The organism is Natronococcus jeotgali DSM 18795, from assembly GCF_000337695.1.
Taxonomy (GTDB): domain Archaea; phylum Halobacteriota; class Halobacteria; order Halobacteriales; family Natrialbaceae; genus Natronococcus; species Natronococcus jeotgali.
Genome location: NZ_AOIA01000121.1, coordinates 12042 through 33227 on the forward strand (window position 1 = coordinate 12042; position 21186 = coordinate 33227).

Below are 21186 nucleotides of genomic sequence, written 5' to 3' on the forward strand. Positions count from 1 at the left end.
CACGCGGGACCTCGAGGGAGCGCGGCACGAACGTTTTTGCGGAGGCCGGTAGTAGCTCGTCTCACCTCATCCATGCGATTATCTCCCACGGGACTCGAATTGCTCCGACGGCCCGAGTACACCGGCGAGAACCGGTGTCTGCCGTGTACCGCCGTGAACGTCGCGATCTCGCTCGTCCTGGCGGGCGTTCTGGGAGCCGTCACGGCTCCCCCGGTCGGGGCGGCCGCGCTCGTCGTGTTCCTCGCGGCCGTCTCGCTGCGCGGCTACCTCGTTCCCGGAACGCCGGAACTCACCGAACGCTACCTCCCGCCGTCGGTGCTGTCGCTGTTCGGGAAGGAACCGATCGAAACCCGTTCGATCGAGGACGCCGACGCGGACGACCCCTGGGATGTCCTCGTCGCCGCCGGAGTCGCCGAGCGGACGCCCGACGGCGCGCTCTCGCTCGCGGACCGGTTCCGGACGGAACTCCGCGGCGAGACCGAGCGTCGGGAGGCGCCGGACGCCGACGACGTCGCGGCGCTGGTCGGCGCGGACGAAGCCGTCGAACGCGGCCCGCGGGCGTACTCGATCGACGGCAACCGCCTCCTCCGGTGGGAGTCCGACGCCGCGCTGGTCGCCGACGTCGCGGCCGCGTCCGTCCTCCGGGAGACCGTCGACGGCTGGGCGGCCCTCGAGCGCGACCGACGCTTGGCGCTTCTCCGACGGCTCCGGCTCCTGCTCGAGCGGTGTCCGACCTGCGGCGGTGCGGTCGATCGGTACCGCGAGCGGGTCGACCCGTGCTGTCAGCCCCCGCACGTCTCGGCCTGGGCCGCCTGTCGGGACTGCGAGGCGGTCCTCGGGGACGTCACCGTTCCGGAAACCGAGGGGACGTCTTGGATCGTCGCGCTCGAGACCGCCGAGGGGGCGGCGGTCGCCCCTGACTGACCCCTCCGCGAACCGATCGCACGTGATCGCCCGCGGGACTCGCGAGTCGTGAGACTGATGCCGTCGAGTACTGGTAAACGCTCGATCGCGCCTCACGGTCCGTCGCCGGAGGCGATCGTTCGAATGCGACCGCTACGCGAACGATCCCCTCCGACAGTACGAACGCGGAGCCACCGACGATACCGAACTCTCGAGTGCGAATTGTCCTCCTCGATCGAGAACCGAAACCGGAAGGAAGTGCTCCGACAGGGATTCGAACCACGCGAAACGCTCGCTGCGCTCGCGTTTCTCTACTTCGAACCCCGTGATCGAGTTCACGGGTCACGGTGTGACTCGCACACGCTCTGCGGTGCTCGTCGAGTAGTTCGCCGTAGAAGTGCTCCGACAGGGATTCGAACCCTGGTCATTGCCGTGAGAGGGCAATATGATTGGCCGGACTACACCATCGGAGCGCGGTCGGCTTCTGCCTGCACTCTTTCGTAACGCCGTGTTATGTTTAAGCGTTCCGTTTCGACCCGGCTCTGGCCCGTCGTAACACGGTCCTCGGTGCCGAACGCGCCCCTACTCGTCGAACGGCGATTTCGCCGCCTCGGGTTCGTACCCCTCGAGGCTGATGATGTTCTCGCGGCCGACGCGGAGTTTGCTGATGCTCCCCTCGCGTTCCATCTCCGAGAGGAGCATACTCACCTTCGACTTCGACCAGCCGGTCTCCTCGACGATGTTGACCTGCTTCATCCGTCCGCCGTTGTCTCGAACGAGCCTGATCACCCGGTCTTCGTCGGTCAGGAGTTCGTTCTCGGTGAGCGACTCCGACGCCGACTCCTCCGCGGTCGCCGCCTCCGGCTCGGGCTGCGGGCCGATCGGTTCGGTCGATTCGGTCGCCTCACTCGAGGGTGGTTCGTCGTCTCGGCTCCGGTACCAGGCGACGGCGATCACGGCCCCGAGGACGACCGCGGTCGTTCCGAGCAGCGCTGGCCACGAGAGCAGGGATCCCTCGGAACCGTTGGCCGCTCCCGCGGTGTCGCCGCTGCCGACGGCGTCGGCGTCTCGCAACACGACGCGGGGATTGCCCTCGAGGAACTCACGCTCGCCGGTCCAGGTCATCGAGCTGGCGTTTTCCATCGTAGTGCCGGTGTACTCGCCCTCGGGCTCGGCGGCGGTGATCACGAGGTCGCCCTCGGGTTCGATCACGAGCGACTGATCGGCGCCCAGGTACAGGTTCTGGAAGACGTCGCCGACGACGATCCGATCCTCCCGGACGTCGGCGAATCCCTTCCAGACGAACGACATCTCGATGACTCCCACTGCGTCGGGACGGTACTCGGTCGTCGCCGAGCGGTTGTACGCGGTCGTTTCCATCTCCCGGTCGGTCGCTTGCGCTCCGGTGTCGGCAAGCGCCTCGGACTGATCGGTGAACCGCTCGTAGAGTCCGGTCTCCTCGCTTTCGAACTCCTCGGCGAACGCGGCGAAGTTTTCCTCTTCCTCCCCGTCCGCGAGCCGCCGCTCGTGTCGGAACGTCCAGGTCGCGCTCCCGTTCTCGTGGACGGTGATCTCGAAGGCCGTGCTGTCGAAGTCCTGCGGCTCGAACTGCTCGAGCGAGCGGGTCGTCGGCGCGGGCTCGGACCCTGCGAGCGACGACTGGTCGCCGCCGACCGAACCGGCCGTCGCCACCGGGAGGCTGAGACCGGCGAGCACGACGACAACGACGAGGATCCCGACCCCGACGGGGACCGACCGAGTCATTCGTCCGCTACTACGTGCCGGAGCTAAAAATGGTTGTGAATATCCGAGTCCGTCGTTCCCCGTCGCGTCGGGGACGCGAGGTCGACACGCACAAGCCCCCCGGCGCTGTACGGCCCTCCATGATCACGAATCTCGCCCAGGGCGTGCAGGCGTTTACCAGCAACGTCTTCCTCGTTACCGGCGAGCGAACGGTGGTGGTCGACCCCGGCGCGAACTTCGACGTCGTCGACCGTCTCGAGTCCGAGGTCGACGATATCGACGCGGTCGTGCTCACCCACACCCACCCCGACCACGTCGGCAACCTCGAGGCGGTCACGTCGGCGTTCGACGTCGAGGCCTGGGGGTACGATCCGTCGATCGACGGCGTCGACCGCGGAATCGCCGACGGGGAGACCGTGCGACTGGGCGACCACGAGTACGTCGCCGTCCACACGCCGGGACACAAGGACGACCACCTCTGTTTCCACGCGGCCGACGCGGGGATCCTCTTCGCGGGCGATCTCGTCTTCCAGAACGGCAGCTTCGGACGCACCGACCTCGAGGAGGGCGACCGCGAGACGCTGATCGAGAGCATCGACCGCCTGCTCGAGCGCCTCTCGCCGGAACTCGAGGAGCTACACACGGGTCACGGCCCGAGCGTGACGACGACCCCCTACGACCACGTCGAACTCTCCTCGCGGATGGCCCGGCAGGCCTAGACGCGGCCCGCTGCCTCGAGCAGGGCGTCGTAGGCGTCGGCGTAGGCCGTCGCGACCCGTTCCGGGTCCTCGCGTTCCTCGCCCGTAAGCGGCGGCAGCCGAACCCGCTCGAGGGGATCGAGGTAGTCGAGGACCGTCGGCACCCGTTTCTCGAGATTGCCGTCTCTCGGGCTCGAGCTGGCGACCTCGCAGGCCCGGCAGTAGCGACCGCCGGGGTAGATACGGGCCCGGCCCGGTTCGACGGCCGCGACCGCGGCGATCGCCGCGGGGTCGAGATCGGGCAGCGGTCGGGCGATGTCGCCGTAGGATTCGACGACGGCGACGTCGGTCGCCTCGAGTTCGTCCGCCAGCGCGTCGAACGCCGGCACGTACCTGTCGGTCGTGACCGCGTTGAGCTCGTCGACCGACTCGACGGGGATCGCGTCCTCGAGGGGCAGCGCCGAGGCGACCCGATCGGGGACGTCGACGGTGGCGTTGCGAACGTAGATCGACCCGTCGGGGCCGCCGACCCTGTCCACGACGAACTCCCGGTCGGTCTGCCCGAGCAGCCCCGTCCCGCCGCCGGGGCTCGGCCGCCACAGCCGGTGGACGGGGTTTAGTCGCTCCGGCTCTCGCTCCCGATCCTCCGCGGCCGCGAGCCGTGCGGCGTCCTTGCCGTACAGCCGTCCCTCGGCGAGCGCGCGCCGGCAGTCGTCGTGGTCGAACCAGTAGTCGTTGCCCGCCCGGGGCTTGGCGCCGACCGCGCCGGTGCGCTCGAGCAACCCGGTCGAGAACGTCGTCTTGCCGGCGTCGACGCGGTCGGCACCGACCACGAGGAGGATCATTCGTCCTTCAGTCCGTAGAACCCGGGCTCCCCCTCGTCCCGCGGCTCGGCGACCACGAGGTCGTCGGCGTTTACCATCACCCACGGGATCGCCCAGTCCAGCAGGATGTCCTCGGTCTCGCGGTCGATGTCCGCGTCGGGCTCGAGCCCCTGGAGCAGGCGCGCGATCTCGTAGACGGTGTACATTCGATCGTCCTCGAACAGCTCCGCGGGCGTGTAGAAGTCACAGGGCGGGAGCTGGTCGAACTCGTCTTTCGGAACTGGCATGGGCGGTGCTATCGGGGCGGCGCCACAAGACCGCACCGATCTCCCCGTTCGACCGGAATCGGAGACGCCGCTCTCGGCGGTCGGTCGCGGCGAAAAAATCGTCGGGATGAACCTAGTCGTCGCTTACTCGAAGTGATCGAGACACTTCTCGTACTCGTCGGCGGCCTTGTTCCAGTCGACGACGTCGAAGAAGCCGTCGATGAACTCGCCGCGGTCCGGGCCGTAGTCGTAGTAGTACGAGTGCTCCCAGACGTCACAGGCGAGGATGGGATGGGCGCCCCACAGCGCGTGGAGGTCGTGGCGGTCGACCTTGAGGTTGCGCAGCTGCTTGGCGACCGGGTCGTATACGAGCAGCGCCCAGCCGCCGGCGGCGCTCGCGGCGGCTTCGAACTCGCCCTTCCAGGCCTCGTAGGAGCCGAAGTCCTCCTCGATCCGGTCGGCCAGCTCGCCCTCGGGTTCGCCGCCGCCGTCGGGGGACATGTTCTCCCAGAACAGCGTGTGGAGGTAGTGTCCAGAGCCGTTGTGGGTGACGTTTTCCATCGCGGCCGGGGTCGACTCGAAGTCGCCGTTCTCGCGGTTCTCGGCGAGTTCCTCCTCGGCACCGTTCAGGCCGTTGACGTAGCCCTGGTGGTGCGTGTCGTGATGCCAGGTGACGACCTGTTCGGAGATCGCCGGCTCGAGCGCGTCGTAGTCGTACGGAAGTTCGGGAAGTTCGTGATCAGTCATAAGTACACCTCTATGCGTCGTATCGACAGCTCGCCTGTTAAGCTTTGAGGATGGGAATGCTACCAACCCACAGGACCCGGAAGCGAGAACGGCGTCCAGGGGCGAGGATCGGCCGACGGCGGCGCGGTCGGTCGGCTACAGCTCTTTGTGTTTCGCGTGTTCGAGCCACTCCTCCAGCGAGGGCTGGCTCCAGTAGCGGACCGTGTCGCTGCGCGGGTCGTGTTCGAGCAGACTGGTGTCGGCGAGCTTCGGCAGATGGGAGTGTTGCAGCTCCGTTCGGACGGTCAGCCGGTGCTGATCGGCCTCGGCCTCGCCGACGTGTCCGGTCTCCGTTTCCAGTCGGACGATCGCGTCGGTCAGCTCGTCGACGTCCGCGACGCCGTCGGTCCGGTCGGAGAGACAGTACAGCGCGTACCGCCGCCGCCGGTCCGAGAGCAGATCGAAGATCAGATCCAGCGCGGGGGTCGTCGTCGAAACCGCTCTCGAGTCCTGTTCTCGCTTACGCATCCACGAACCACCTACCGTGAGTTACCATTCGAAACCACCGGGTCTGTCTACCACAGCCGATACATTAGATGTTCCGTCTATGTATTCCGACAGCTTCTATAATTTAATAAATAGTATCTAGGATAAAAATACGCTCCAGGAGCGGACGACGATCGCGAGAAGCGACGGCTCGTTACTCGTAGAGCCACTCGGCGTCGTGTTGCTCGTAGTCGACGAGTTCGTCCTCGTCGAAGTGCAGCGAGATCTCCCGCTCGTTGGCGCCCTCGTCCTCGTGGTCGGCCGCGTGGACGACGTTCCGACCGAGGTCGAGCGCGTAGTCGCCCCGGATCGTTCCGGGCTCGGCCTCGAGCGGGTCGGTCTCGCCGATCATCTGGCGAACCTGCCGGGTCGCGTCCTGGCCCTCCCAGACCATCGGGACGACCGGACCCGAGGTGATGAACTCGACGAGGTCGTCGTAGAACGGCTTGTCCTCGTGTTCGCCGTAGTGTTCCTCGGCCCGCTCGCGGGGCATGTTCTCGATCTTGATGCCGACGAGTTTGAGCCCGCGCTCTTCGAGTCGGGAGACGACCTCGCCGATCAGACCGCGCGCGAAGGCGTCGGGCTTGACCATCACGAAGGTGCGCTCGGCGTCAGCCATCAGGCTTCACTCTCCTCGAGATCCTCGGTTTCGTCGCCCGTCTCGTCGCCGGCGGGAACGTCCTCATCCTCGTCCTCGGCCTCGAGATCCTCGTCCTGGTCCGTCTCCTCGGCGGCGGCCGTGTCGGCTTCGGCGGGACCCTTGCCGGCGCGGCCGGCCTCGGTCCACTCGAGGTCGCGGGGTTCGCGGCCGAGCTTGTAGTTTTTCTCCGCCTTCGAGTCGACGAAGTGGAGCACGGTGCCGTCGTTCTGGACGTACATGATACCCGTTCCGGGCTCGATCTCTTCGCCCGTGTAGTCGCAGGTGCGTTTCTCGACCATTATTGTCCTCCGATGGAGTCGGCCTCGCGAGCGGTCTCGCGAAGCTGGAGTACGTCTCCTTCGCGGACCGGCCCGAGGCAGTTTCGGGTGATGATTCGTCCCTGGTTTTCGCCCTCCTGGATGCGGCACTTGACCTGCATGGCTTCGCCGTGCATGCCGGTCTTGCCGACGACCTCGATGACCTCGGCGGGCGTGGATCCGCTTTCGTTCTCTTCAGCACTCATCTCAGGTCACCTCAGTCGAGATCCTCGACCTTGTTGGCGATCTCTTCGACGTCGTCGGACGCCTCGCCGGCGTCGACGATCGCCGCGGCGGCCGAGCCGACCTCGAGGCCGGCGGCGTGGCCGACGTCGTCCTGGGTCTCGACGAAAACGACGGAGATGCCCTTCTCGTCGGCGAGCTCGGGCAGGTGCATGACGATCTCCTCGGGGGAGACGTCCTCGGCGACGTAGACGAGTTCGGCGTTGCCGCGCTCGATCGCTTTGGTGGTCTCGTTGGTTCCTTTCTTTACTCGTCCGGTGTCTCGTGCGACCTCGAGGGCCTCGAGGGCGTCCTCGGCGAGGTCGGCTGGGATGTCGGTTGTGACGTAGACTGACATTGGTTGTTCACCTCTCCTACGCGCGGGCTCGCGCTCCCCTGCCATCCGGGCTGGGTCCCGGGCCGGCGCGGCGCCGGCGGAAGTCCTGTGAGGCTAGGAGCATCATCAACCCCGCGTAGGGTGTACTACCGGATAGCGCTGCCCTCCTTAAAAGCGTGTCCAAACGCTCGAGCGGGTGGGACCGGTCCGCACGGCCGATAGCGGCGGTTTCGGATCGAAACTCGAAGCGCGGCGCTCGACCGCGAGACCGTGACACCTTACACTCGAGACGACGACTCGAGACCATGATCGCGGACGACGCCGTCGAACTCGCCCGATCGCTCCGGGCGGAGGCCGCGCGGACGAACGAACGGCGGGCGCTGGTGCTCGCCGGCGACCGGGAGCGAGGGTACGACGCGCTCGAGGACGTTCTCGACGCGCTCGCGGTGCCGATCACCCGGACGACGCTGGTGGGGCCCGCGGATCGACTCCGCTGCGAGCGACTCGCCCAGAGCCGGGCCGGCGAGTTGCTGGGGACGACCAGGGACGTCGTCGTCCTCGACGCCCACGACGAACTCCGACCCGACGCCCTCGGAAAACTCGTCGGGACGGTCGACGGCGGCGGACTCTTCGTGTTGCTGACGCCGCCCCTCGAGGACTGGCCCGATCGCCGGGACGGGTTCGACGAGTCCCTGGCGGTGCCGCCGTTCTCGCTTTCGGACGTCACCGGGCGGTTCAGACGTCGGCTCGTCGAGACGCTGCGCGCCCACCGCGGGATCGGCGTCGTCGACCTCGAGGACGGCGTCGTCGACGACGGCCTGACCGAGCCGGCTCCGAGACGCGACGTCGACGGCGAAGGGCTCGAACCCCCGTCCGAACACCGGTTTCCGACCGCGGTCTACGAGGCCTGTCGCACCGCCGACCAGATCGACGCTGTCGCCGCGTTCGAGGCGCTGTTCGAGGCTCCGGCGGCCGTCGTCCTCGAGGCCGACCGCGGCCGCGGCAAATCCAGCGCCGCGGGGCTGGCCGCGGGCGCCTTCGCCGCCGCGGGCGAGGACGTGCTGGTGACCGCGCCCGCCTCGCGGAACGCCCGGGAGGTGTTCGACCGGGCGGGGGAGCTCTGCGAGACGCTCGAGGTCGTCGAGGTCGCCGAGCCGCGCCGGATCGAGACGACCGCCGGCGGGCGCGTACGCTACCGCGAGCCGATCGAGGCGATCGAACGGCTCGGGGAGGCCGACGTCGTCGTCGTCGACGAGGCCGCCGCGTTCCCGGTGTCGGTCCTCGAGGACCTGCTCGCGGCCGAGCGGATCGCCTTCGCCACGACGGTTCACGGCTACGAGGGTGCGGGTCGAGGGTTCTCGGTCCGGTTCCGCGATCGGCTCGCGGAGAGCGACCACGCGGTGACCGAACGGGTGCTGGCGGAGCCGATCCGCTACGCGGCGGGCGACCCTCTCGAGGTCTGGGCCTTCCGCGCCCTGCTGCTCGACGCTCGCCCGCCCGTCGCGCAGCTGGTGGCCGACGCCGACCCCGACTCGGTCGCGTACCGACGGCTCGAGCCCGAGGCCCTGCTCGCCGACGAGGGGCTCCTGCGGGAGGCGTTCGGGCTGCTCGTGCTCGCCCACTACCGCACCGAGCCGAGCGACCTCGCCAGGCTGCTCGACGCGCCGAACCTCGAGGCCCGCGCGCTCGTCCACGAGGGACGGGTCGTCAGCGTCGCCCTGCTGGCTCGCGAAGGGAAGCTCCCGGCCGAGCAGCGGGCGATGATGTACGAGGGCGGGCGCATCCGCGGGAACATGCTCCCCGACGTCCTCACGAGCCAGCTGCGGGACGAACGGGCGGGCGAACCCGCGGGGATCCGCGTGGTCCGCATCGCGACCCACCACGCCGTCCGCTCGCGGGGACTCGGCTCGCGGCTGCTCGCGGAGATCCGAGACGAGTACGGCGATGCAGTCGACTGGCTCGGCACCGGGTTCGGCGCGACCCCCGGCCTCCTCGAGTTCTGGCGCGCGAACGGCTACGCGGCGGTCCACGTCTCGACGACCAGAAACGACGCCAGCGGCGAGTACTCCGCGCTCATGCTCTCGCCGACGACCGAGGCGGGGCGGGAGCTACGCGACCGTCACGCCGCTCGCTTCGCGCGTCGGTTCGGCGCCCTCTGTACGGACGCCCTCCGCGACCTCGAGCCCGACGTCGCCCGCGCGGTCCTGCGGACCGTTCCCGCCGACGCCGCTCCCGCCCTCGAGCTGACCGCCCACGAGTGGCGGGTCGTCGCCGGCGCCGCCTACGGGCCGGGCCTGTTCGACGTCGATCCGGGCCCGTTCCGCGCGCTGGTCGTCCGCTTCCTCGTCGAACGCCCCGGGGACGTCGAACTGACCGAACGCGAGCAGCGCCTGCTCGTCGTGCGGGCGCTGCAGGGCCGCGACTGGGAGGCCGTCGCCGATCGGCTCGGATACCACTCCGCCGGCCAGTGTATGCGGGCGCTCGGCGACGCGCTCGTCCCGCTGGTCGACCGCTACGGGACCGAACCTGCGCTCGAGGTTCGGGATCGGTTCGCGGACGGCTGACTCGCGGCGGCGACGGCTACGAGAGGATTCGCCGCAGGATCGCGTTCGGTACGAGAGCGAAGAGCCACGCGACGAGGCGCCACCGACGGGTGACGTAGACGTGCGTTCGCTCCCCGCGGATCGCCCGCGCGATCTGTTCGGCCGCGGTCCCGGGCGAGCACATCCAGAACGAGCCGTAGGCCAACTGGGTGTCGACGAACCCCGGCTCGACGGTCGTCACGGTCACGTCCGGATCGCGTCCGCGAGCCCGGGTGCGCAACCCCTCGAGGTAGGTCGAGACGAACGCCTTCGAGGCGTTGTACGCCGGAACGCCGCCGTTAGCGAAGCGGGCCGCCACCGACGAGATGCCGACGAGGTGGCCGTCGATTCCGCGCTCCTCGAAGCGTGTTACGGCCGCGGTCGCGATCGCCGCGAACCCGCGCACGTTGACGTCGATCGTCTCCCGTTCGGGTTCCCACGCCAGCCTGCGGTTCAAAGCGGCGGTGCCGGCGCTGACGACGACGAGTTCGACGGGCGGCATCGCGTCGGCGAGCGCGCCGAACCGCTCGCGGGCGTCCTCGGCGTCGGCGACGTCCATCGTCGCGACGTACGATCGGGTCGGAAGCGATTCGCCGATCTCCCGGAGTCGGTCGGTGCGTCTGGCCGCCAGCCCCACCTCGTAGCCGTCGGCGGCGAGTTCGCGGGCCAGCGCCTCGCCGATCCCCGAGGACGCGCCGACGACGATCGCACCGCGCGCTCGATCCATAGCGACCCGTTCGACGCGCCGTCCCTAACGGTTCCGAAGGCAGTACGCCTTTGCCGCCGTCGCGTCTGGTATCCCTATGGTCGACGTGGTCGCGCTCCTGGCGGTCGCTCTGCTCGTCGGCGGCGTCGTCGGAACGGCCGTCCCCCTCGTCCCCGGCGGACTGCTCTCGATCGGCGGCGTCGTGCTGTACTGGTGGGGCTCCGGCTTCGCCGAGCCGGGGCTGGCCTCCCTGCTCGTGTTGCTGACCCTCGGCGCGCTCACCCTGCTCGTCGAGTTCTTCGGCGGCTCGATCGCCGCCCGAGCCGGGGGTGCCTCCTGGACGACGACGGGCGCCGCCGCCGTCGTCGGCGTCGCGCTCATGCTGCTCACCGGTCCGATCGGGCTTCTCGTCGGCCTGTTCGGAACCGTCTTCGCCCTCGAGTTCGTCCGCGGCGGCGGCGTCGACGCCAGCACCCGATCGGCGCTGTACACGACGCTCGGCGTTCTCGCCTCGACGGCCGCGCAGGTCCTGCTGACGCTGTCGATCCTGCTTGGCTTCCTCGTCGCCGTGTTCGTACTCTGAGGGCAACGACTGAGTCCCCGGCCCTCGTACCGCGCCCATGGACTGCTCGGAGGACGACTGCGATAGGCGAGCCTGCGTCGAACTCCACGTTCCGTGGGCCGAGAACAGGCTCGTCTGCGCGGCCCACGCCCGCGTTCTCGGTCGACGGGACGGCGTCGTCGCGGACCCGCTCCCCGACAGCGAGGACGCCCTCCTCGAGGGAGAGTCCCGAGAGAGCGACGAGGAACGCGGTTGATCTGGTCCGGTCCGATCGACCCGTCGGGGTCGGACTACCGCCGTCCGCCTCGCCTACGGATGCGCGTAGTACGCCAGGACCGCCTCGCTTCCGTCGGCCTCGCCGGAGGGGGTATCGATCCGGGCGAAGCCGACGCGCTCGAACTGCACCATCTCGTCGGCGGCGAGGTCGGCCACGCCGGGCTCGGCGCGCCCGCTCACGTCGCCGTCCATCGTCCGCATGCGGACGGGGACGCTCTCCGCGGCCGGCACCCAGTGGACCACGTCGACCTCGCCCTCCCGGACGACGTCGAGATCCTCGCCGGTGTACTGGAGCGCGTCGCGCGTGTACCGGAAACACCCCAGCCCCTTGAGCCAGATTCGCCCCTCGCGGTCGGGGAGGTCGGCGGGCTCGAGCAGGACGGCGTCGCCGGCGGGGATCCCGCGGACGCCGCGGTCCTCGTGGTTGGGGTGCAGCGGTGGGTTCGCCTCGTCGGGAGGACTGCCGCCCAGCGGCACCTCGGTGCCGTCGCGGACGAGGAACCGGCGGTCGGTCTCCTCGTCGATCAGCTCGCGGTTGTTCGCGTAGATCGTACTCATCGCGAGGTCGACGTCGCTGGTCGAGGTGCCGAGGCCGGTCATGGCGTCGACGATCGCCTCGCCGCGGATGCCCCGTCGCCGGAGGCTCTTCAGCGTGGGCGCGCGCGGGTCGTCCCAGCCGTCGAGCTCCCCGTTCTCGATCAGCTCGGCGATCGTCGACGTGCTCATCGTCACGTCGTAGGCGTCGATCTGGACGTGGCCCCAGTGGACGACCTCGGGATACTCCCAGCCGAAGTAGTCGTAGAGAAAGCCCTGGCGTTTGGCCGAGTCCTGCAGGTCGATCCCGCGGATGATGTGGGTGATGCCAATCAGGTGGTCGTCGATCGCCGACTGGAAGTCGAGCATCGGCCAGCACCGGTAGCCGCTCGCCTCCTCGCGGGGGTGAGGGGTGTCGATCATCCGGAAGGCGACCCAGTCCCGCAGCGCGGGGTTTTTGTGTTCGATGTCGGTCTTCACTCGGAGGACCATCTCGCCGCTGTCGTAGACGCCCGCGATCATGTCTTCGAACTCCTCGAGGACGGTCTCGGCGTCTTTCTCGCGGTGTGGGCAGGCGTTCCCGTCGTTTTTCAGCTCCGAGAACTCCTCGCCCGAACACGAGCAGGTGTAGGCCCCGCCCATGTCGATCAGCTTTCGGGCGTGATCGTAGTAGGTCTCGAGACGGTCGCTGGCCCTGTAGGTCGCGTCGGGTTCGAAGCCGAGGTACTCGAGGTCCTCGAGGATCGCGTCGTAGGCCTCGAGGTCGGGTCGCTTCGTCTCGGGGTCGGTGTCGTCGAAGCGGACGCAGAACCAGCCGTCGTAGCGGTCCTTGTAGGTGCCGATGACGGCGGGCATCCGCGCGTGGCCGACGTGCCACGGCCCGTTCGGGTTCGGCGCACACCGCATCCGGATCTCGTCGTGCTCCTCCGCGCGGGGAAGGTCCGGCAGATCGTGCTCGTCCCCTTCGTCCTCGGCCTCGATCTCGGCGAGTTCCTCGGGAGCCAGCTCCTCGAGGCGTTCCCGCTTCTCGGCGTAGGCGAGGTCGTTGACCCGCCCGACGACGCCGCCGACGACGCCGGGAATCTCGTCCCCGTGCTCCCGGAAGGCGGGGTTCTCGCCCATCAGCGGCCCCATGATGGCACCGACGTCGGCGTCGCTCTCGTGTTTCACCGCGTTCAACAGCGCGTGCTTTTCGGCCTCGCGTTCGACCCGTTCGCGCAAGTCGTCGTCCATTACCGTGGGGTATTCGCCGGTCGCTCAAAACCGCAGCGGTGTCGGCTCCCCGTACTCTCGTCGGACGGGACCGGTAGCTCACTCCACTGTCATCAGGCGGGAGCGGGCGGATGCTGGGCCGTCTCGATCCAGAACCGCTCGATCGCCTCCGCCATCGAACTGAACTCCGACATGGCGTCCGGCTTCGAGAGGTAGGCGTTCGCGGCGTTCGCGTAGCTCTCGGCGATGTCCGCCTCGGCGTCCGAACTCGAGAGCACGAGCACCGGCGGGGGCGGGTAGTCGAGTTCCTCCTCGATCACCTCGAGAACGCCGATCCCGTCCTTTCGCGGGAGGTTCAGATCGAGCAACACCAGGTCGGGGCGGGGCTCCCCGTTCTCGAGCGCTCGGAAGTACGTCGCCGCCGCCTCGCCGTCGCCGAGGACCCGAAACGAAATCTCGCTCTCGGTCGTGCGGAACGCTTCCTGCGTGAGTCGAACGTCGCCGGGGTTGTCCTCGATCAGGAGCACGTCGACCGGTTCGGTGGGCGTGTGGTCGTTCATACGCTCTATTCGGAACTCGCGTGTGTAAGGGTGGTCCCTACACAGTTGGTACTCGATTTCCGCTCGAGGAATGGGGTGACGGTGTGTCTCAGGGATCGTATGGCGTCCGTTCTCACCGCTCGAGGCGGAGTTTCCGAGCGCGTATCCGGCGGTATCATTTATGTGTCTCGGTCCGATTCATCTATTATGGGTGGACCAAAGCATGTGGGAGAAATACTTTTAGCCGAGGACAATCCGGGGGACGTCCGACTCGCGAGGGAGATGTTCGAGACCGCGGGACTGGAGGGAACCTACCACGTCGTCGGCGACGGCGTCGAGGCGCTCGAGTTCCTCCATCGGCGGGGAGCGTACGAGGACGCGCCCAGACCCGATCTCGTCTTGCTCGACTGGCACCTTCCGAAAACGGACGGCGCGGCGGTACTGGCCGAGATCAGATCGGACGCCGAGCTCCGGGACCTCCCGGTCGTCGTGTTAACCGGAACGCAGCCGGAACTGGAGAAGATTCGATCGGAGCCGCCGCGAGCGGAGGCGTACGTGCTGAAACCGCCCGAACCGGAGCAGTGTCGTCGTCTCGCCGAACGGTTCTGTCCCGACTGAGACGGACCGCCAGCCGTCGGTTCCGAGGGCGATCGGTGCGGTCAGTAGCCGCGCTCGATCAGGTAGTCCGCGATGTCACAGAGGAGCTCGCGGGCCTCGTTGTCCGGCAACACCTCGAGTCGGTTCTTCCCCTGATCGACGAGCTCGCGTGCGCGGTCGGCCGCGTACTCGATCGAGCCGACGCGCTCGAGTTCGCCGACGGCGTCGTCGATCTCGGCCTCCGTCACGGCGTCGACGTCTTCCGTGTCGACCAGCTCCTCGACGTCGACGCCCCGCTCCCGGGCGTGAACCGTAATCAGCGTCTGCTTTTCCTCGACCAGGTCGCTGCCGCGTTGCTTGCCGAGCTTCTCGCTCGGCACGGTCAGATCGAGCACGTCGTCGTGGATCTGGAAGGCGCGACCGATGTCGAGCCCGTAGCCGTACAGCGCGTCGATCGTCTCCTCGTCGGCGCCCTGCAGTATCGCCGGCAGCGCGGCCGAGGCGGCGTAGAGCACGGCGGTCTTTTGCTCGATCATCTCGAGGTACTCCTCGGGCGTGACGTCGGTCCGCTGCTCGAAGTCGACGTCCAGGGACTGGCCCTCGCAGATCTTCGTACAGGTCGTCGCCAGCACCTCGAGGGCGTCGACCGCCCGGTCCGGCTCGGCGCCCGTCTCGAGCATGATCTCGAACGCCTTCGAGTAGAGCGTGTCGCCCGCGAGGATGGCCGTCTCGAGGTCGTACTCGCGGTGGACTGCCGGAACCCCCCGGCGGAGGTCGTCGTCGTCCATGATGTCGTCGTGGATCAGCGTGAACGACTGGATGACCTCGACGCTGACGGCGGCGGCCATCGCGTCGATGCGATCCCCGTCCAGGGTTGGAAACTCCCGGTACTCGCGGGAGAGCGGTTCGACGTCGGCCAGCGCCTCCGCGGTCGTCAACAGCACCGTCGGACGGAGCCGCTTGCCGCCCGCGTCCAGCAGGTATCGCGAGGCCTCGTAGAGTCGCTCGGGGCGCTGGATCGGCAGTTCCTCGGGGATCGCCTCGTTGACCAGCTCGCGGCGCTGACCGACCGCCTCGAGCACCGCTTCCTCGCGTGCCTCGGGAGTTGTCATATCACTCGACAAGCTGGATGAGGTTTCCGTTGCGCGTCACGTGCAGGTCCCGCCCCATCTGATAGCCCTCGCTCTCGCAGAGGTTGACGTAGCTGGAGAACCCGCTCAGGTCCTGGTGGGCCGGAATGATGTGCTGGGGCTGGAGCGCGTCGAGCATCTCGTAGTGGCCCTCCTGGTTGAGGTGGCCCGAGACGTGGATGTCGTCGTAGACGCGGGCGCCCTGCATTCCGAGCAGCTTCTCGGCCTGGTAGCGCTGGCCCTCGTTGGTCGGCTCCGGGATGACCCGCGCGGAGAAGACGACCTTGTCGCCGTTGTCCAGCTCGTAGGGGGTCTCGCCGCGGGCCATCCGGGTGAGCATCGCGCGGGGCTCGCCCTGGTGGCCGGTGACGACGGGCAGGTAGTTCTCCTTGCCCTCGTTCATGATCCGCTTGAAGGTGCGGTCGACGGACTTGCGGTGGCCGAACATCCCCAGATCGTCCGGGAAGTCGACGAAGTCGAGTCGCTCCGCGGTGCCGGAGTACTTCTCCATCGAGCGACCCAGCAACACGGGCTGGCGGCCGATGTCCTTCGCGAACTCGACGAGGCTCGTCACCCGGGAGATGTGACTCGAGAACGTCGTCGCGACGATCCCGCCGTCGTAGTCCTCCATGCTGTAGAGAACGTCGCGGAGGTGCTCGCGGGCGACGTTCTCGCTCGGCGTGCGGCCTTTCTTGTTCGCGTTCGTACAGTCCTCGATGTAACACAGCACGCCGTTGCCCTCGCGACCGATCTCGCGGAACCGCTCCATGTCGATCGGGTCGCCGATGACGGGCGTGTGGTCCATGCGCTTGTCCAGCCCGTAGACGACCGCGCCCTCGGGCGTATGCAGGACCGGATTGATCGCGTCGATGATCGAGTGGGTGACATTGACGAACTCGAGGTCGACCTTGCCGGAGTCGCCGATCGACATCGTCTCGCCGGCCTCCATCTTCACCAGGTCGTTCTCGACGCCGAACTTCTGTTCGCCCTCGATCTGTTGTTTGACGAGTTCGATCGTAAACGGCGTCGCGACGACCGGCGCGTCGTACCGGTGGGCCAGCTTCGAGATGGCGCCGATGTGGTCCAGGTGGCCGTGGGTCGGGACGATCGCCTGCACGTCGCCCTCGAGGTCGCTCATGATCCGATCGTCCGGAATGGCGCCCATGTCGATCAGATCGAGACTGTGCATCCGTTCGGTTTCGACGTTGTCGTGGATCAGAACCTGCGAGAGGTTCAGGCCCATGTCGAAGATAACGACGTCGTCCCCGGCGCGAACGGCAGTCATCTGCCGTCCGACTTCCTCGTAACCGCCAATCGTTGCAATTTCGATTTCCATAGTTGCTAGCACTGAAAGCCGCGTGTGGACTCTCACTGAAACGGTCCGCGGACTCCCGGTCGTACGGCCCCGGCGTCTTACAGCGCGTCGGCCATCCCGCTATGCGTTCGTGCGGCATTCCGCGCCGAACGGTCCACAGCAGCGCTGTGAACCGCGAACGCACTTGCCCGCGGGTACGTTAGCCCTACCTACACGCTCGGGTGTTAAAAACGCAGTGGGTTGGGTTTTCCGTCAACACGCCGATCCGTTGTACCGGTTCGGAAACGCCGGACCGCTTCCGTTCACCGGGTCCTCGATCGGGTACCGTTCGGCCGCTGCCATATAAACCCGGACCGATTAGGGAAGCCGAACCGTATCTCCCCCATGGGAGCTGATCGGTTCGACGACGCGGGAGAGACGAGGTGGAACGTGGCGATGGGTTGGCTCATCGTCGCGTTTCTCGCAGCGATCACCGTTCGACAGGGCGCGGTTGGCTCGTATCGCTGGTTTTTCCTCAGCGCACTGGCGATCGCGCTGACGGTCCTGCCCGCGGTCGCGCTCCGGAACCCGTACGCCGTCCCGCCGTGGGAACTGCTGGCGCTGGTGGCGATTCCGGTCGTCGACGCGGCGATCCTCGGTGAGAGCCTCGTCTCGCCGATCGCCGTCTACCTCGCCGTCGCCGCGGTCGCGTTGATCGTCGCCGTCGACGTCCACACTTTCACGGCGGTCCGGATGAATCGCCCGTTCGCGGTCGCGCTCGTCGTCATCGCGACGCTGGCGGTCGGGGCGACCTGGAACATCGCCCAGTGGATCGCCGACGCGACGCTCGGAACGGCCTACCTCGTGGGCGATCGGAGCCAGGACGCCGCCAACCACGCGATGATGATCGACTTTCTCTACGCGGCAGGCGCCGGCGGCGTCGCGGGCGTGCTCTTCACCGGCTACCTCCGCCGGCGCTCGCTCGCTCCGACCGCGAGCGCCGACGCCTCCCGTGAAGCGCCCGAGGACGAACCGGATCCGACGCCGTCGCTCGTCCGCGATCGGATCGGCGTCTCCGAGGACCGCATCAGGCACTTCTCGTGGGCGATGCAACTCGCGCTCGCCGCTCTCCTCGCGTACGGACTCGGCGCCCGCGACGTGACGACGATCGCCAACGCCGGCATCGCCCTGGCCGTCACCTTCCTGCCCGCGCTCTTCGAGCGCAACTACCGACTGCCCATCGAACCCGAACTCGTCGTCTGGCTGACCGCGGCGGCGTTCCTCCACGCGCTCGGTTCCGCCGGACTGTACGGGATCCTCGGCCAGTGGGACAGTCTCACCCACGCGATGTCGGCCTCGCTCGTGGCGGCGACGGGGTACACGATCGTTCGTGCGGTCGACCTCCACACCGAGGAGGTGTACCTCCCCGTGAAAACGATGTTCGCGTTCATCCTGCTGTCGGTGCTGGCGGTCGGCGTCGTCTGGGAACTCGCCGAGTTCGCCCTCGGACTCGCCGCCCAACGGTTCGGATTTCACGCGGCTCTCGCCCAGCACGGCATCGACGACACCGTCGGCGACCTGCTGTTCAACCTCGTCGGCGCCGTCGTCGCCGCGACGCTCGGGGCGACCTACCTGACGGACGTCTCGTACCGGCTCGCCGATCGATTCGACGGCTAACGTGGACGGCGGGCTCCCGACCTCGGTCCGACTACTCGATCGTCGTCCCCGGCTCCGCGCCCTCGAGGAACCCCTCCAGCTCCTCGAGCCCGAAGATCGAGGCGTCGGCCTCGAGTTCGAGCAACGCCCGTACCTTCGCTGCCATCCCCCCGGTGACGTCCGTCGACTCGCTTTCGCCCAGCACGTCCGCGACGGTCCCGTAGGACTCGATCCGCTCGACGACCCGATCGTCGGCGTCGAGCACGCCCGGAACCGTCGAGCAGAGTCCGATCCGATCGGCCTCGAGGGCCCGCGCGAGTTCGGCCACGAGTTCGTCGCCGCTGACGATCGTCACGCCCTCGCCGGCGTGGGCGATCACGTCGCCGTGGAGGACGGGGACGAACCCCTCCGCGAGCAGCGTCGCGACCTGCCCCGTCGGCAGGTGGAACTCGCCGTCGGCGTCACGGTGACCCGCCGAGAACGGATGGACCGGAACCGCGGGAACGTCCCGCTCGAGCAGCCGCGAGAGGACGAACCGGTTCAGCGTCGTCATCGCGCCGTGGATATCGTGGACCGCCGTGGGGTCGCGGGTGCCCGCGATCGTACTGACGCCGTGCTCGCTGGCGTTGTGGTGGCCGAAGCTGCCGCCGCCGTGGACGACGACGAGCCCCTCGGCGAGCGCTTCCGAGGGGACCGCGAGCGCGTCGGCGACGGCGTCCGCGGCTCGATCCAGGGCCTCGCCGTCCAGCGTCTCGGCCCGGTCCTTGTCGGTGACGACGCTGCCGCCGAGTTTCAGGACGATCATTCGAGCCGCTTCACCCCCGAATCGGCGAGCTCCGCCCGGAAGGTCTCCTCGCAACCGGGCGTGTACGAGAGGGCGGTCTCGGTCTCGTCGGTCGGATCGAGCGCGACGATACAGCCCCCGCCGCCCGCCCCGGTCAGCTTCGCCCCGCGGGCGCCGGCGTCCCGGGCCGCCCAGACCATCGCGTCCAGCGAGCGCGAGGACACTCCCAGCGCCGACAGCAACCCGTGGTTGAAGTTCATCAGTCGGCCGAGCTCCTCGAGGTCGCCCGCCTCGAGGGCGTCCTCGCCGTTGCGGACGACGTCGCCGATCGCGCCGACGGTGTCCTCGGCGAAGGGGTACTCCTCGCGGAGCCGTCGCACCCCCGCGACGAGTTCACCCGTGTCGCCCGCTCCGCCGTCGAACCCGATCACTAGCGGGAGGTCGGGCGCCTCGATCGAGCCGCAGTCCTCGCCCTCGACGCGGACCGCCCCACCCGTCGCCGAACAGAAGGTGTCTGCGCGGGAGGCCTGCCCGTCCTGAACCTCGTACTCCGTCCTGAAGGCGCGCTCGGCGATCTCGGTGGGCTCGAGAGTGACGCCGAGTTCTCTGGTCGCGGCGTCGATAGCGGCGACGACGACCGCCGCCGACGAGCCGAGTCCCGCGCCCAGCGGGATGTCGCTCTCGATGGTGACGTCGAAGCCGACCTCTTCCTCGCCGGTAACCTCGCGGACCTGTTCGATCGCGCCGTCGACGTAGCCCATCGCCGCCGTCACCAGCGATTCGGGGACGTCGACGTCGGGTTGCCCGTCCGCGCTCCCGCCGTACTCGACCGTAAACCCGTCCAGGCTGAGATCCTCCGCGTGAACGCGGAGCTTCCCGTCGTCGCGTCGCCTGACGCCGACGCGTGCCCGCCGTTCGATCGCACACGGCACCGCGGGCTCGCCGTAGACGACCGCGTGCTCCCCGAAGAGATAGACCTTGCCGGGGGCGCTCGAGCGTGTCATACCCGGCCGTTCGAACGACGACGGTTAATAGTTGACTGTGTCGCCCGCGCGGGCTACAGGAGGAGAACGGAGACCAGCCGATAAGCGATACCGACCGCGAAGATCGCGATCAGGCCGACCGTCGACAGTATCACCGGCAGCGGTATCTTCTCCGTTTCGAACTCGAAGACGCGCTCGAGCATACCTCCGCTTCGAACGAGAGGAACCTAACCCTATCGCTTCGACCTAACGGGCGGCGAGAAAAACGGTATCGAACGCCTTAGACCGTGCTCTCGAAGTCCTCGAGCGCGTAGGACGGCTCGGCGCCGCGGCGATCGAGAACCTCGTTGGCGAGCAGCCAGTAGACCACGGAGAGGGCCTTGCGACCCTTGTTGTTCGTGGGGACGACCAGATCGACGTTGCTGACCTGGTTGTTCGAGTCGCACATCGCGATGACCGGGATGCCGACCGTAATCGCCTCCTTGACGGCCTGGGCGTCGCCGATCGGGTCGGTGACGACCACGACGTCGGGCTCGATGTAGCCGTCGTACTTCGGGTTCGTCAGCGTGCCGGGGATAAAGCGGCCGGTGCGGGCGCGGGCGCCCACGGCCTCGGCGAACTTCTCGGCAGGGAACCGACCGTACTGACGGCTCGAGGTGACCAGGATCTGCTCGGGGTCGTAGTTCGAGAGGAAGTCCGCGGCCGTGCGGATCCGCTGGTCGGTCTTCGAGACGTCCAGCACGTAGAGCCCGTCGGTCCGGACGCGGTGGATGAACCGCTCCATGTCCTTGGTCTTTTGCTGGGTGCCGATGTGGACGCCGGCGCCCAGGTAATCCTCGACGGGGATCAGCAGGTCGGCCTCCTCGTCGCTCATGACGTCGTCGTCGAGGGTCGGCCCCGCATTGTCTTCGGCCTCGGCCTCGTCGGCGTCGGCGGGCTGTTCGGCTGCTGGCTCGACGTCCTCGTCGGGTTCGGCGGCGGGGCCGGGCCCTTCGGCCGGCTCCTCGTCGATCTCCTCGTCGGCGGCGTCGAGCCCTTCTTGGGTCGTGTCGTTTTCTGTCATGTCGCGTCGTCTGCGATTCTGATGAGCTCGTTGAGCTTCGCGGTTC

The 21186-nt window shown here is 68.2% G+C and carries 25 protein-coding genes and 1 tRNA gene; 7 read left to right on the forward strand and 19 right to left on the reverse strand.

The window, feature by feature from the left end; translation table 11 throughout:
• Positions 1–99: 99 nt before the first annotated feature.
• Positions 100–924: a hypothetical protein gene (locus tag C492_RS13290; protein ID WP_008424391.1), complete on the forward strand. Its 825-nt coding sequence runs from the start codon at positions 100–102 to the stop codon at positions 922–924.
• A 377-nt stretch (positions 925–1301) separates the two neighbouring features.
• Here the strand turns inward: C492_RS13290 and C492_RS13295 are convergent.
• Together C492_RS13295 and C492_RS13300 are read right to left on the reverse strand one after the other, a co-directional pair.
• Positions 1302–1376 (reverse strand) — tRNA-Glu (locus tag C492_RS13295).
• A 109-nt stretch (positions 1377–1485) separates the two neighbouring features.
• Positions 1486–2667, reverse strand: coding sequence for a helix-turn-helix transcriptional regulator (locus C492_RS13300; RefSeq protein WP_008424394.1), 1182 nt, complete (start codon positions 2665–2667; stop codon positions 1486–1488).
• Positions 2668–2786: 119 nt separating this feature from the next.
• Between C492_RS13300 and C492_RS13305 the strand changes: the two genes are divergently transcribed.
• Positions 2787–3365 (forward strand): MBL fold metallo-hydrolase, encoded by a 579-nt coding sequence (locus C492_RS13305; protein ID WP_008424396.1) that lies wholly within the window; start codon positions 2787–2789, stop codon positions 3363–3365.
• Here the strand turns inward: C492_RS13305 and C492_RS13310 are convergent.
• The 8 genes from C492_RS13310 to rpl7ae form a co-directional block, all read right to left on the reverse strand.
• The gene (locus tag C492_RS13310) at positions 3362–4189 is read right to left on the reverse strand and encodes a P-loop ATPase/GTPase-like protein (RefSeq protein WP_008424398.1); all 828 of its coding nucleotides are present in this window, start codon (positions 4187–4189) and stop codon (positions 3362–3364) included. The genes C492_RS13305 and C492_RS13310 overlap by 4 nt on opposite strands.
• A complete protein-coding gene (locus C492_RS13315; RefSeq protein WP_008424400.1) occupies positions 4186–4455 on the reverse strand; it encodes a DUF5827 family protein in 270 nt (89 codons plus the stop codon). The genes C492_RS13310 and C492_RS13315 overlap by 4 nt, the downstream gene beginning before the upstream one ends.
• Positions 4456–4578: 123 nt before the next feature.
• Positions 4579–5181, reverse strand: coding sequence for a superoxide dismutase (gene sod, locus C492_RS13320; RefSeq protein WP_008424401.1), 603 nt, complete (start codon positions 5179–5181; stop codon positions 4579–4581).
• A 135-nt stretch (positions 5182–5316) separates the two neighbouring features.
• Complete coding sequence (locus tag C492_RS13325) at positions 5317–5688, reverse strand: DUF7344 domain-containing protein (protein ID WP_008424404.1); 372 nt, start codon at positions 5686–5688, stop codon at positions 5317–5319.
• Positions 5689–5860: 172 nt separating this feature from the next.
• Positions 5861–6325, reverse strand: a complete 465-nt coding sequence (ndk, locus tag C492_RS13330) for a nucleoside-diphosphate kinase (RefSeq protein WP_008424406.1) — start codon at positions 6323–6325, stop codon at positions 5861–5863.
• Positions 6325–6645 (reverse strand): 50S ribosomal protein L24e, encoded by a 321-nt coding sequence (locus C492_RS13335; RefSeq protein WP_008424408.1) that lies wholly within the window; start codon positions 6643–6645, stop codon positions 6325–6327. The genes ndk and C492_RS13335 overlap by 1 nt, the downstream gene beginning before the upstream one ends.
• The gene (locus C492_RS13340; RefSeq protein WP_005557920.1) at positions 6645–6869 is read right to left on the reverse strand and encodes a 30S ribosomal protein S28e; all 225 of its coding nucleotides are present in this window, start codon (positions 6867–6869) and stop codon (positions 6645–6647) included. Before C492_RS13340 ends, C492_RS13335 begins: the two co-directional genes overlap by 1 nt.
• Positions 6870–6880: 11 nt before the next feature.
• Positions 6881–7243, reverse strand: a complete 363-nt coding sequence (gene rpl7ae, locus C492_RS13345; RefSeq protein ID WP_008424415.1) for a 50S ribosomal protein L7Ae — start codon at positions 7241–7243, stop codon at positions 6881–6883.
• Positions 7244–7527: 284 nt separating this feature from the next.
• Between rpl7ae and tmcA the strand changes: the two genes are divergently transcribed.
• Positions 7528–9786, forward strand: a complete 2259-nt coding sequence (gene tmcA, locus C492_RS13350) for a tRNA(Met) cytidine acetyltransferase TmcA (protein WP_008424418.1) — start codon at positions 7528–7530, stop codon at positions 9784–9786.
• 16 nt (positions 9787–9802) lie between these two features.
• Here tmcA and C492_RS13355 read toward each other — a convergent pair whose 3' ends face one another.
• Positions 9803–10531, reverse strand: a complete 729-nt coding sequence (locus C492_RS13355) for an SDR family NAD(P)-dependent oxidoreductase (RefSeq protein WP_008424420.1) — start codon at positions 10529–10531, stop codon at positions 9803–9805.
• A gap of 76 nt (positions 10532–10607) precedes the next feature.
• On the opposite strand from C492_RS13355, the gene C492_RS13360 reads away from it, so the two are divergent.
• Both C492_RS13360 and C492_RS13365 read left to right on the forward strand, forming a co-directional pair.
• A complete protein-coding gene (locus C492_RS13360; RefSeq protein ID WP_008424422.1) occupies positions 10608–11093 on the forward strand; it encodes a DUF456 domain-containing protein in 486 nt (161 codons plus the stop codon).
• A 37-nt stretch (positions 11094–11130) separates the two neighbouring features.
• A complete protein-coding gene (locus C492_RS13365) occupies positions 11131–11328 on the forward strand; it encodes a hypothetical protein (protein WP_008424424.1) in 198 nt (65 codons plus the stop codon).
• Positions 11329–11381: 53 nt separating this feature from the next.
• Here the strand turns inward: C492_RS13365 and C492_RS13370 are convergent, their stop codons facing one another.
• Both C492_RS13370 and C492_RS13375 read right to left on the reverse strand, forming a co-directional pair.
• The gene (locus tag C492_RS13370; RefSeq protein WP_008424427.1) at positions 11382–13115 is read right to left on the reverse strand and encodes a glutamate--tRNA ligase; all 1734 of its coding nucleotides are present in this window, start codon (positions 13113–13115) and stop codon (positions 11382–11384) included.
• Between the two features lie 92 nt (positions 13116–13207).
• On the reverse strand, positions 13208–13654 hold the full coding sequence (locus C492_RS13375) for a response regulator (RefSeq protein ID WP_008424429.1): 447 nt from the start codon (positions 13652–13654) through the stop codon (positions 13208–13210).
• Between the two features lie 186 nt (positions 13655–13840).
• Here C492_RS13375 and C492_RS13380 point away from each other — a divergent pair, with 186 nt between their 5' ends.
• Positions 13841–14251 (forward strand): response regulator, encoded by a 411-nt coding sequence (locus C492_RS13380; protein WP_049893058.1) that lies wholly within the window; start codon positions 13841–13843, stop codon positions 14249–14251.
• A 41-nt stretch (positions 14252–14292) separates the two neighbouring features.
• Here the strand turns inward: C492_RS13380 and idsA3 are convergent, their stop codons facing one another.
• Positions 14293–15342 (reverse strand): geranylfarnesyl diphosphate synthase, encoded by a 1050-nt coding sequence (gene idsA3, locus C492_RS13385; protein WP_008424433.1) that lies wholly within the window; start codon positions 15340–15342, stop codon positions 14293–14295.
• Position 15343: 1 nt separating this feature from the next.
• Entirely contained in the window at positions 15344–16696 is a 1353-nt protein-coding gene (locus tag C492_RS13390) for a ribonuclease J (protein WP_008424435.1), read from the reverse strand.
• 363 nt (positions 16697–17059) lie between these two features.
• Here C492_RS13390 and C492_RS13395 point away from each other — a divergent pair, with 363 nt between their 5' ends.
• Complete coding sequence (locus C492_RS13395) at positions 17060–18331, forward strand: hypothetical protein (protein ID WP_008424437.1); 1272 nt, start codon at positions 17060–17062, stop codon at positions 18329–18331.
• 31 nt (positions 18332–18362) lie between these two features.
• On the opposite strand, the gene C492_RS13400 is transcribed toward C492_RS13395, so the two are convergent.
• The 4 genes from C492_RS13400 to rpsB all read right to left on the reverse strand — a co-directional run bounded on the left by C492_RS13400 (position 18363) and on the right by rpsB (position 21140).
• Positions 18363–19115 carry an isopentenyl phosphate kinase gene (locus tag C492_RS13400; protein WP_008424439.1) on the reverse strand — a complete coding sequence of 251 codons (753 nt, stop codon included), beginning with the start codon at positions 19113–19115 and terminating at the stop codon, positions 18363–18365.
• On the reverse strand, positions 19112–20098 hold the full coding sequence (mvk, locus tag C492_RS13405; RefSeq protein ID WP_008424441.1) for a mevalonate kinase: 987 nt from the start codon (positions 20096–20098) through the stop codon (positions 19112–19114). Before mvk ends, C492_RS13400 begins: the two co-directional genes overlap by 4 nt.
• A 53-nt stretch (positions 20099–20151) precedes the next feature.
• Complete coding sequence (locus C492_RS25595; protein WP_275040343.1) at positions 20152–20280, reverse strand: hypothetical protein; 129 nt, start codon at positions 20278–20280, stop codon at positions 20152–20154.
• 77 nt (positions 20281–20357) lie between these two features.
• Positions 20358–21140 (reverse strand): 30S ribosomal protein S2, encoded by a 783-nt coding sequence (gene rpsB, locus C492_RS13410; RefSeq protein ID WP_008424443.1) that lies wholly within the window; start codon positions 21138–21140, stop codon positions 20358–20360.
• Positions 21141–21186: the final 46 nt, after the last annotated feature.

What these genes read in the sequence shown, in the direction of transcription:
- C492_RS13300 (WP_008424394.1), bottom strand. Translation starts at nt 2,667, where the DNA reads ATGACTCGGTCGGTCCCCGTCGGGGTCGGGATCCTCGTCGTTGTCGTC.
- C492_RS13305 (WP_008424396.1), top strand. Translation starts at nt 2,787, where the DNA reads ATGATCACGAATCTCGCCCAGGGCGTGCAGGCGTTTACCAGCAACGTC.
- C492_RS13310 (WP_008424398.1), bottom strand. Translation starts at nt 4,189, where the DNA reads ATGATCCTCCTCGTGGTCGGTGCCGACCGCGTCGACGCCGGCAAGACG.
- C492_RS13315 (WP_008424400.1), bottom strand. Translation starts at nt 4,455, where the DNA reads ATGCCAGTTCCGAAAGACGAGTTCGACCAGCTCCCGCCCTGTGACTTC.
- sod (WP_008424401.1), bottom strand. Translation starts at nt 5,181, where the DNA reads ATGACTGATCACGAACTTCCCGAACTTCCGTACGACTACGACGCGCTC.
- C492_RS13325 (WP_008424404.1), bottom strand. Translation starts at nt 5,688, where the DNA reads ATGCGTAAGCGAGAACAGGACTCGAGAGCGGTTTCGACGACGACCCCC.
- ndk (WP_008424406.1), bottom strand. Translation starts at nt 6,325, where the DNA reads ATGGCTGACGCCGAGCGCACCTTCGTGATGGTCAAGCCCGACGCCTTC.
- C492_RS13335 (WP_008424408.1), bottom strand. Translation starts at nt 6,645, where the DNA reads ATGGTCGAGAAACGCACCTGCGACTACACGGGCGAAGAGATCGAGCCC.
- C492_RS13340 (WP_005557920.1), bottom strand. Translation starts at nt 6,869, where the DNA reads ATGAGTGCTGAAGAGAACGAAAGCGGATCCACGCCCGCCGAGGTCATC.
- rpl7ae (WP_008424415.1), bottom strand. Translation starts at nt 7,243, where the DNA reads ATGTCAGTCTACGTCACAACCGACATCCCAGCCGACCTCGCCGAGGAC.
- tmcA (WP_008424418.1), top strand. Translation starts at nt 7,528, where the DNA reads ATGATCGCGGACGACGCCGTCGAACTCGCCCGATCGCTCCGGGCGGAG.
- C492_RS13355 (WP_008424420.1), bottom strand. Translation starts at nt 10,531, where the DNA reads ATGGATCGAGCGCGCGGTGCGATCGTCGTCGGCGCGTCCTCGGGGATC.
- C492_RS13360 (WP_008424422.1), top strand. Translation starts at nt 10,608, where the DNA reads ATGGTCGACGTGGTCGCGCTCCTGGCGGTCGCTCTGCTCGTCGGCGGC.
- C492_RS13365 (WP_008424424.1), top strand. Translation starts at nt 11,131, where the DNA reads ATGGACTGCTCGGAGGACGACTGCGATAGGCGAGCCTGCGTCGAACTC.
- C492_RS13370 (WP_008424427.1), bottom strand. Translation starts at nt 13,115, where the DNA reads ATGGACGACGACTTGCGCGAACGGGTCGAACGCGAGGCCGAAAAGCAC.
- C492_RS13375 (WP_008424429.1), bottom strand. Translation starts at nt 13,654, where the DNA reads ATGAACGACCACACGCCCACCGAACCGGTCGACGTGCTCCTGATCGAG.
- C492_RS13380 (WP_049893058.1), top strand. Translation starts at nt 13,841, where the DNA reads ATGGGTGGACCAAAGCATGTGGGAGAAATACTTTTAGCCGAGGACAAT.
- idsA3 (WP_008424433.1), bottom strand. Translation starts at nt 15,342, where the DNA reads ATGACAACTCCCGAGGCACGCGAGGAAGCGGTGCTCGAGGCGGTCGGT.
- C492_RS13390 (WP_008424435.1), bottom strand. Translation starts at nt 16,696, where the DNA reads ATGGAAATCGAAATTGCAACGATTGGCGGTTACGAGGAAGTCGGACGG.
- C492_RS13395 (WP_008424437.1), top strand. Translation starts at nt 17,060, where the DNA reads ATGGGAGCTGATCGGTTCGACGACGCGGGAGAGACGAGGTGGAACGTG.
- C492_RS13400 (WP_008424439.1), bottom strand. Translation starts at nt 19,115, where the DNA reads ATGATCGTCCTGAAACTCGGCGGCAGCGTCGTCACCGACAAGGACCGG.
- mvk (WP_008424441.1), bottom strand. Translation starts at nt 20,098, where the DNA reads ATGACACGCTCGAGCGCCCCCGGCAAGGTCTATCTCTTCGGGGAGCAC.
- C492_RS25595 (WP_275040343.1), bottom strand. Translation starts at nt 20,280, where the DNA reads ATGCTCGAGCGCGTCTTCGAGTTCGAAACGGAGAAGATACCGCTGCCG.
- rpsB (WP_008424443.1), bottom strand. Translation starts at nt 21,140, where the DNA reads ATGACAGAAAACGACACGACCCAAGAAGGGCTCGACGCCGCCGACGAG.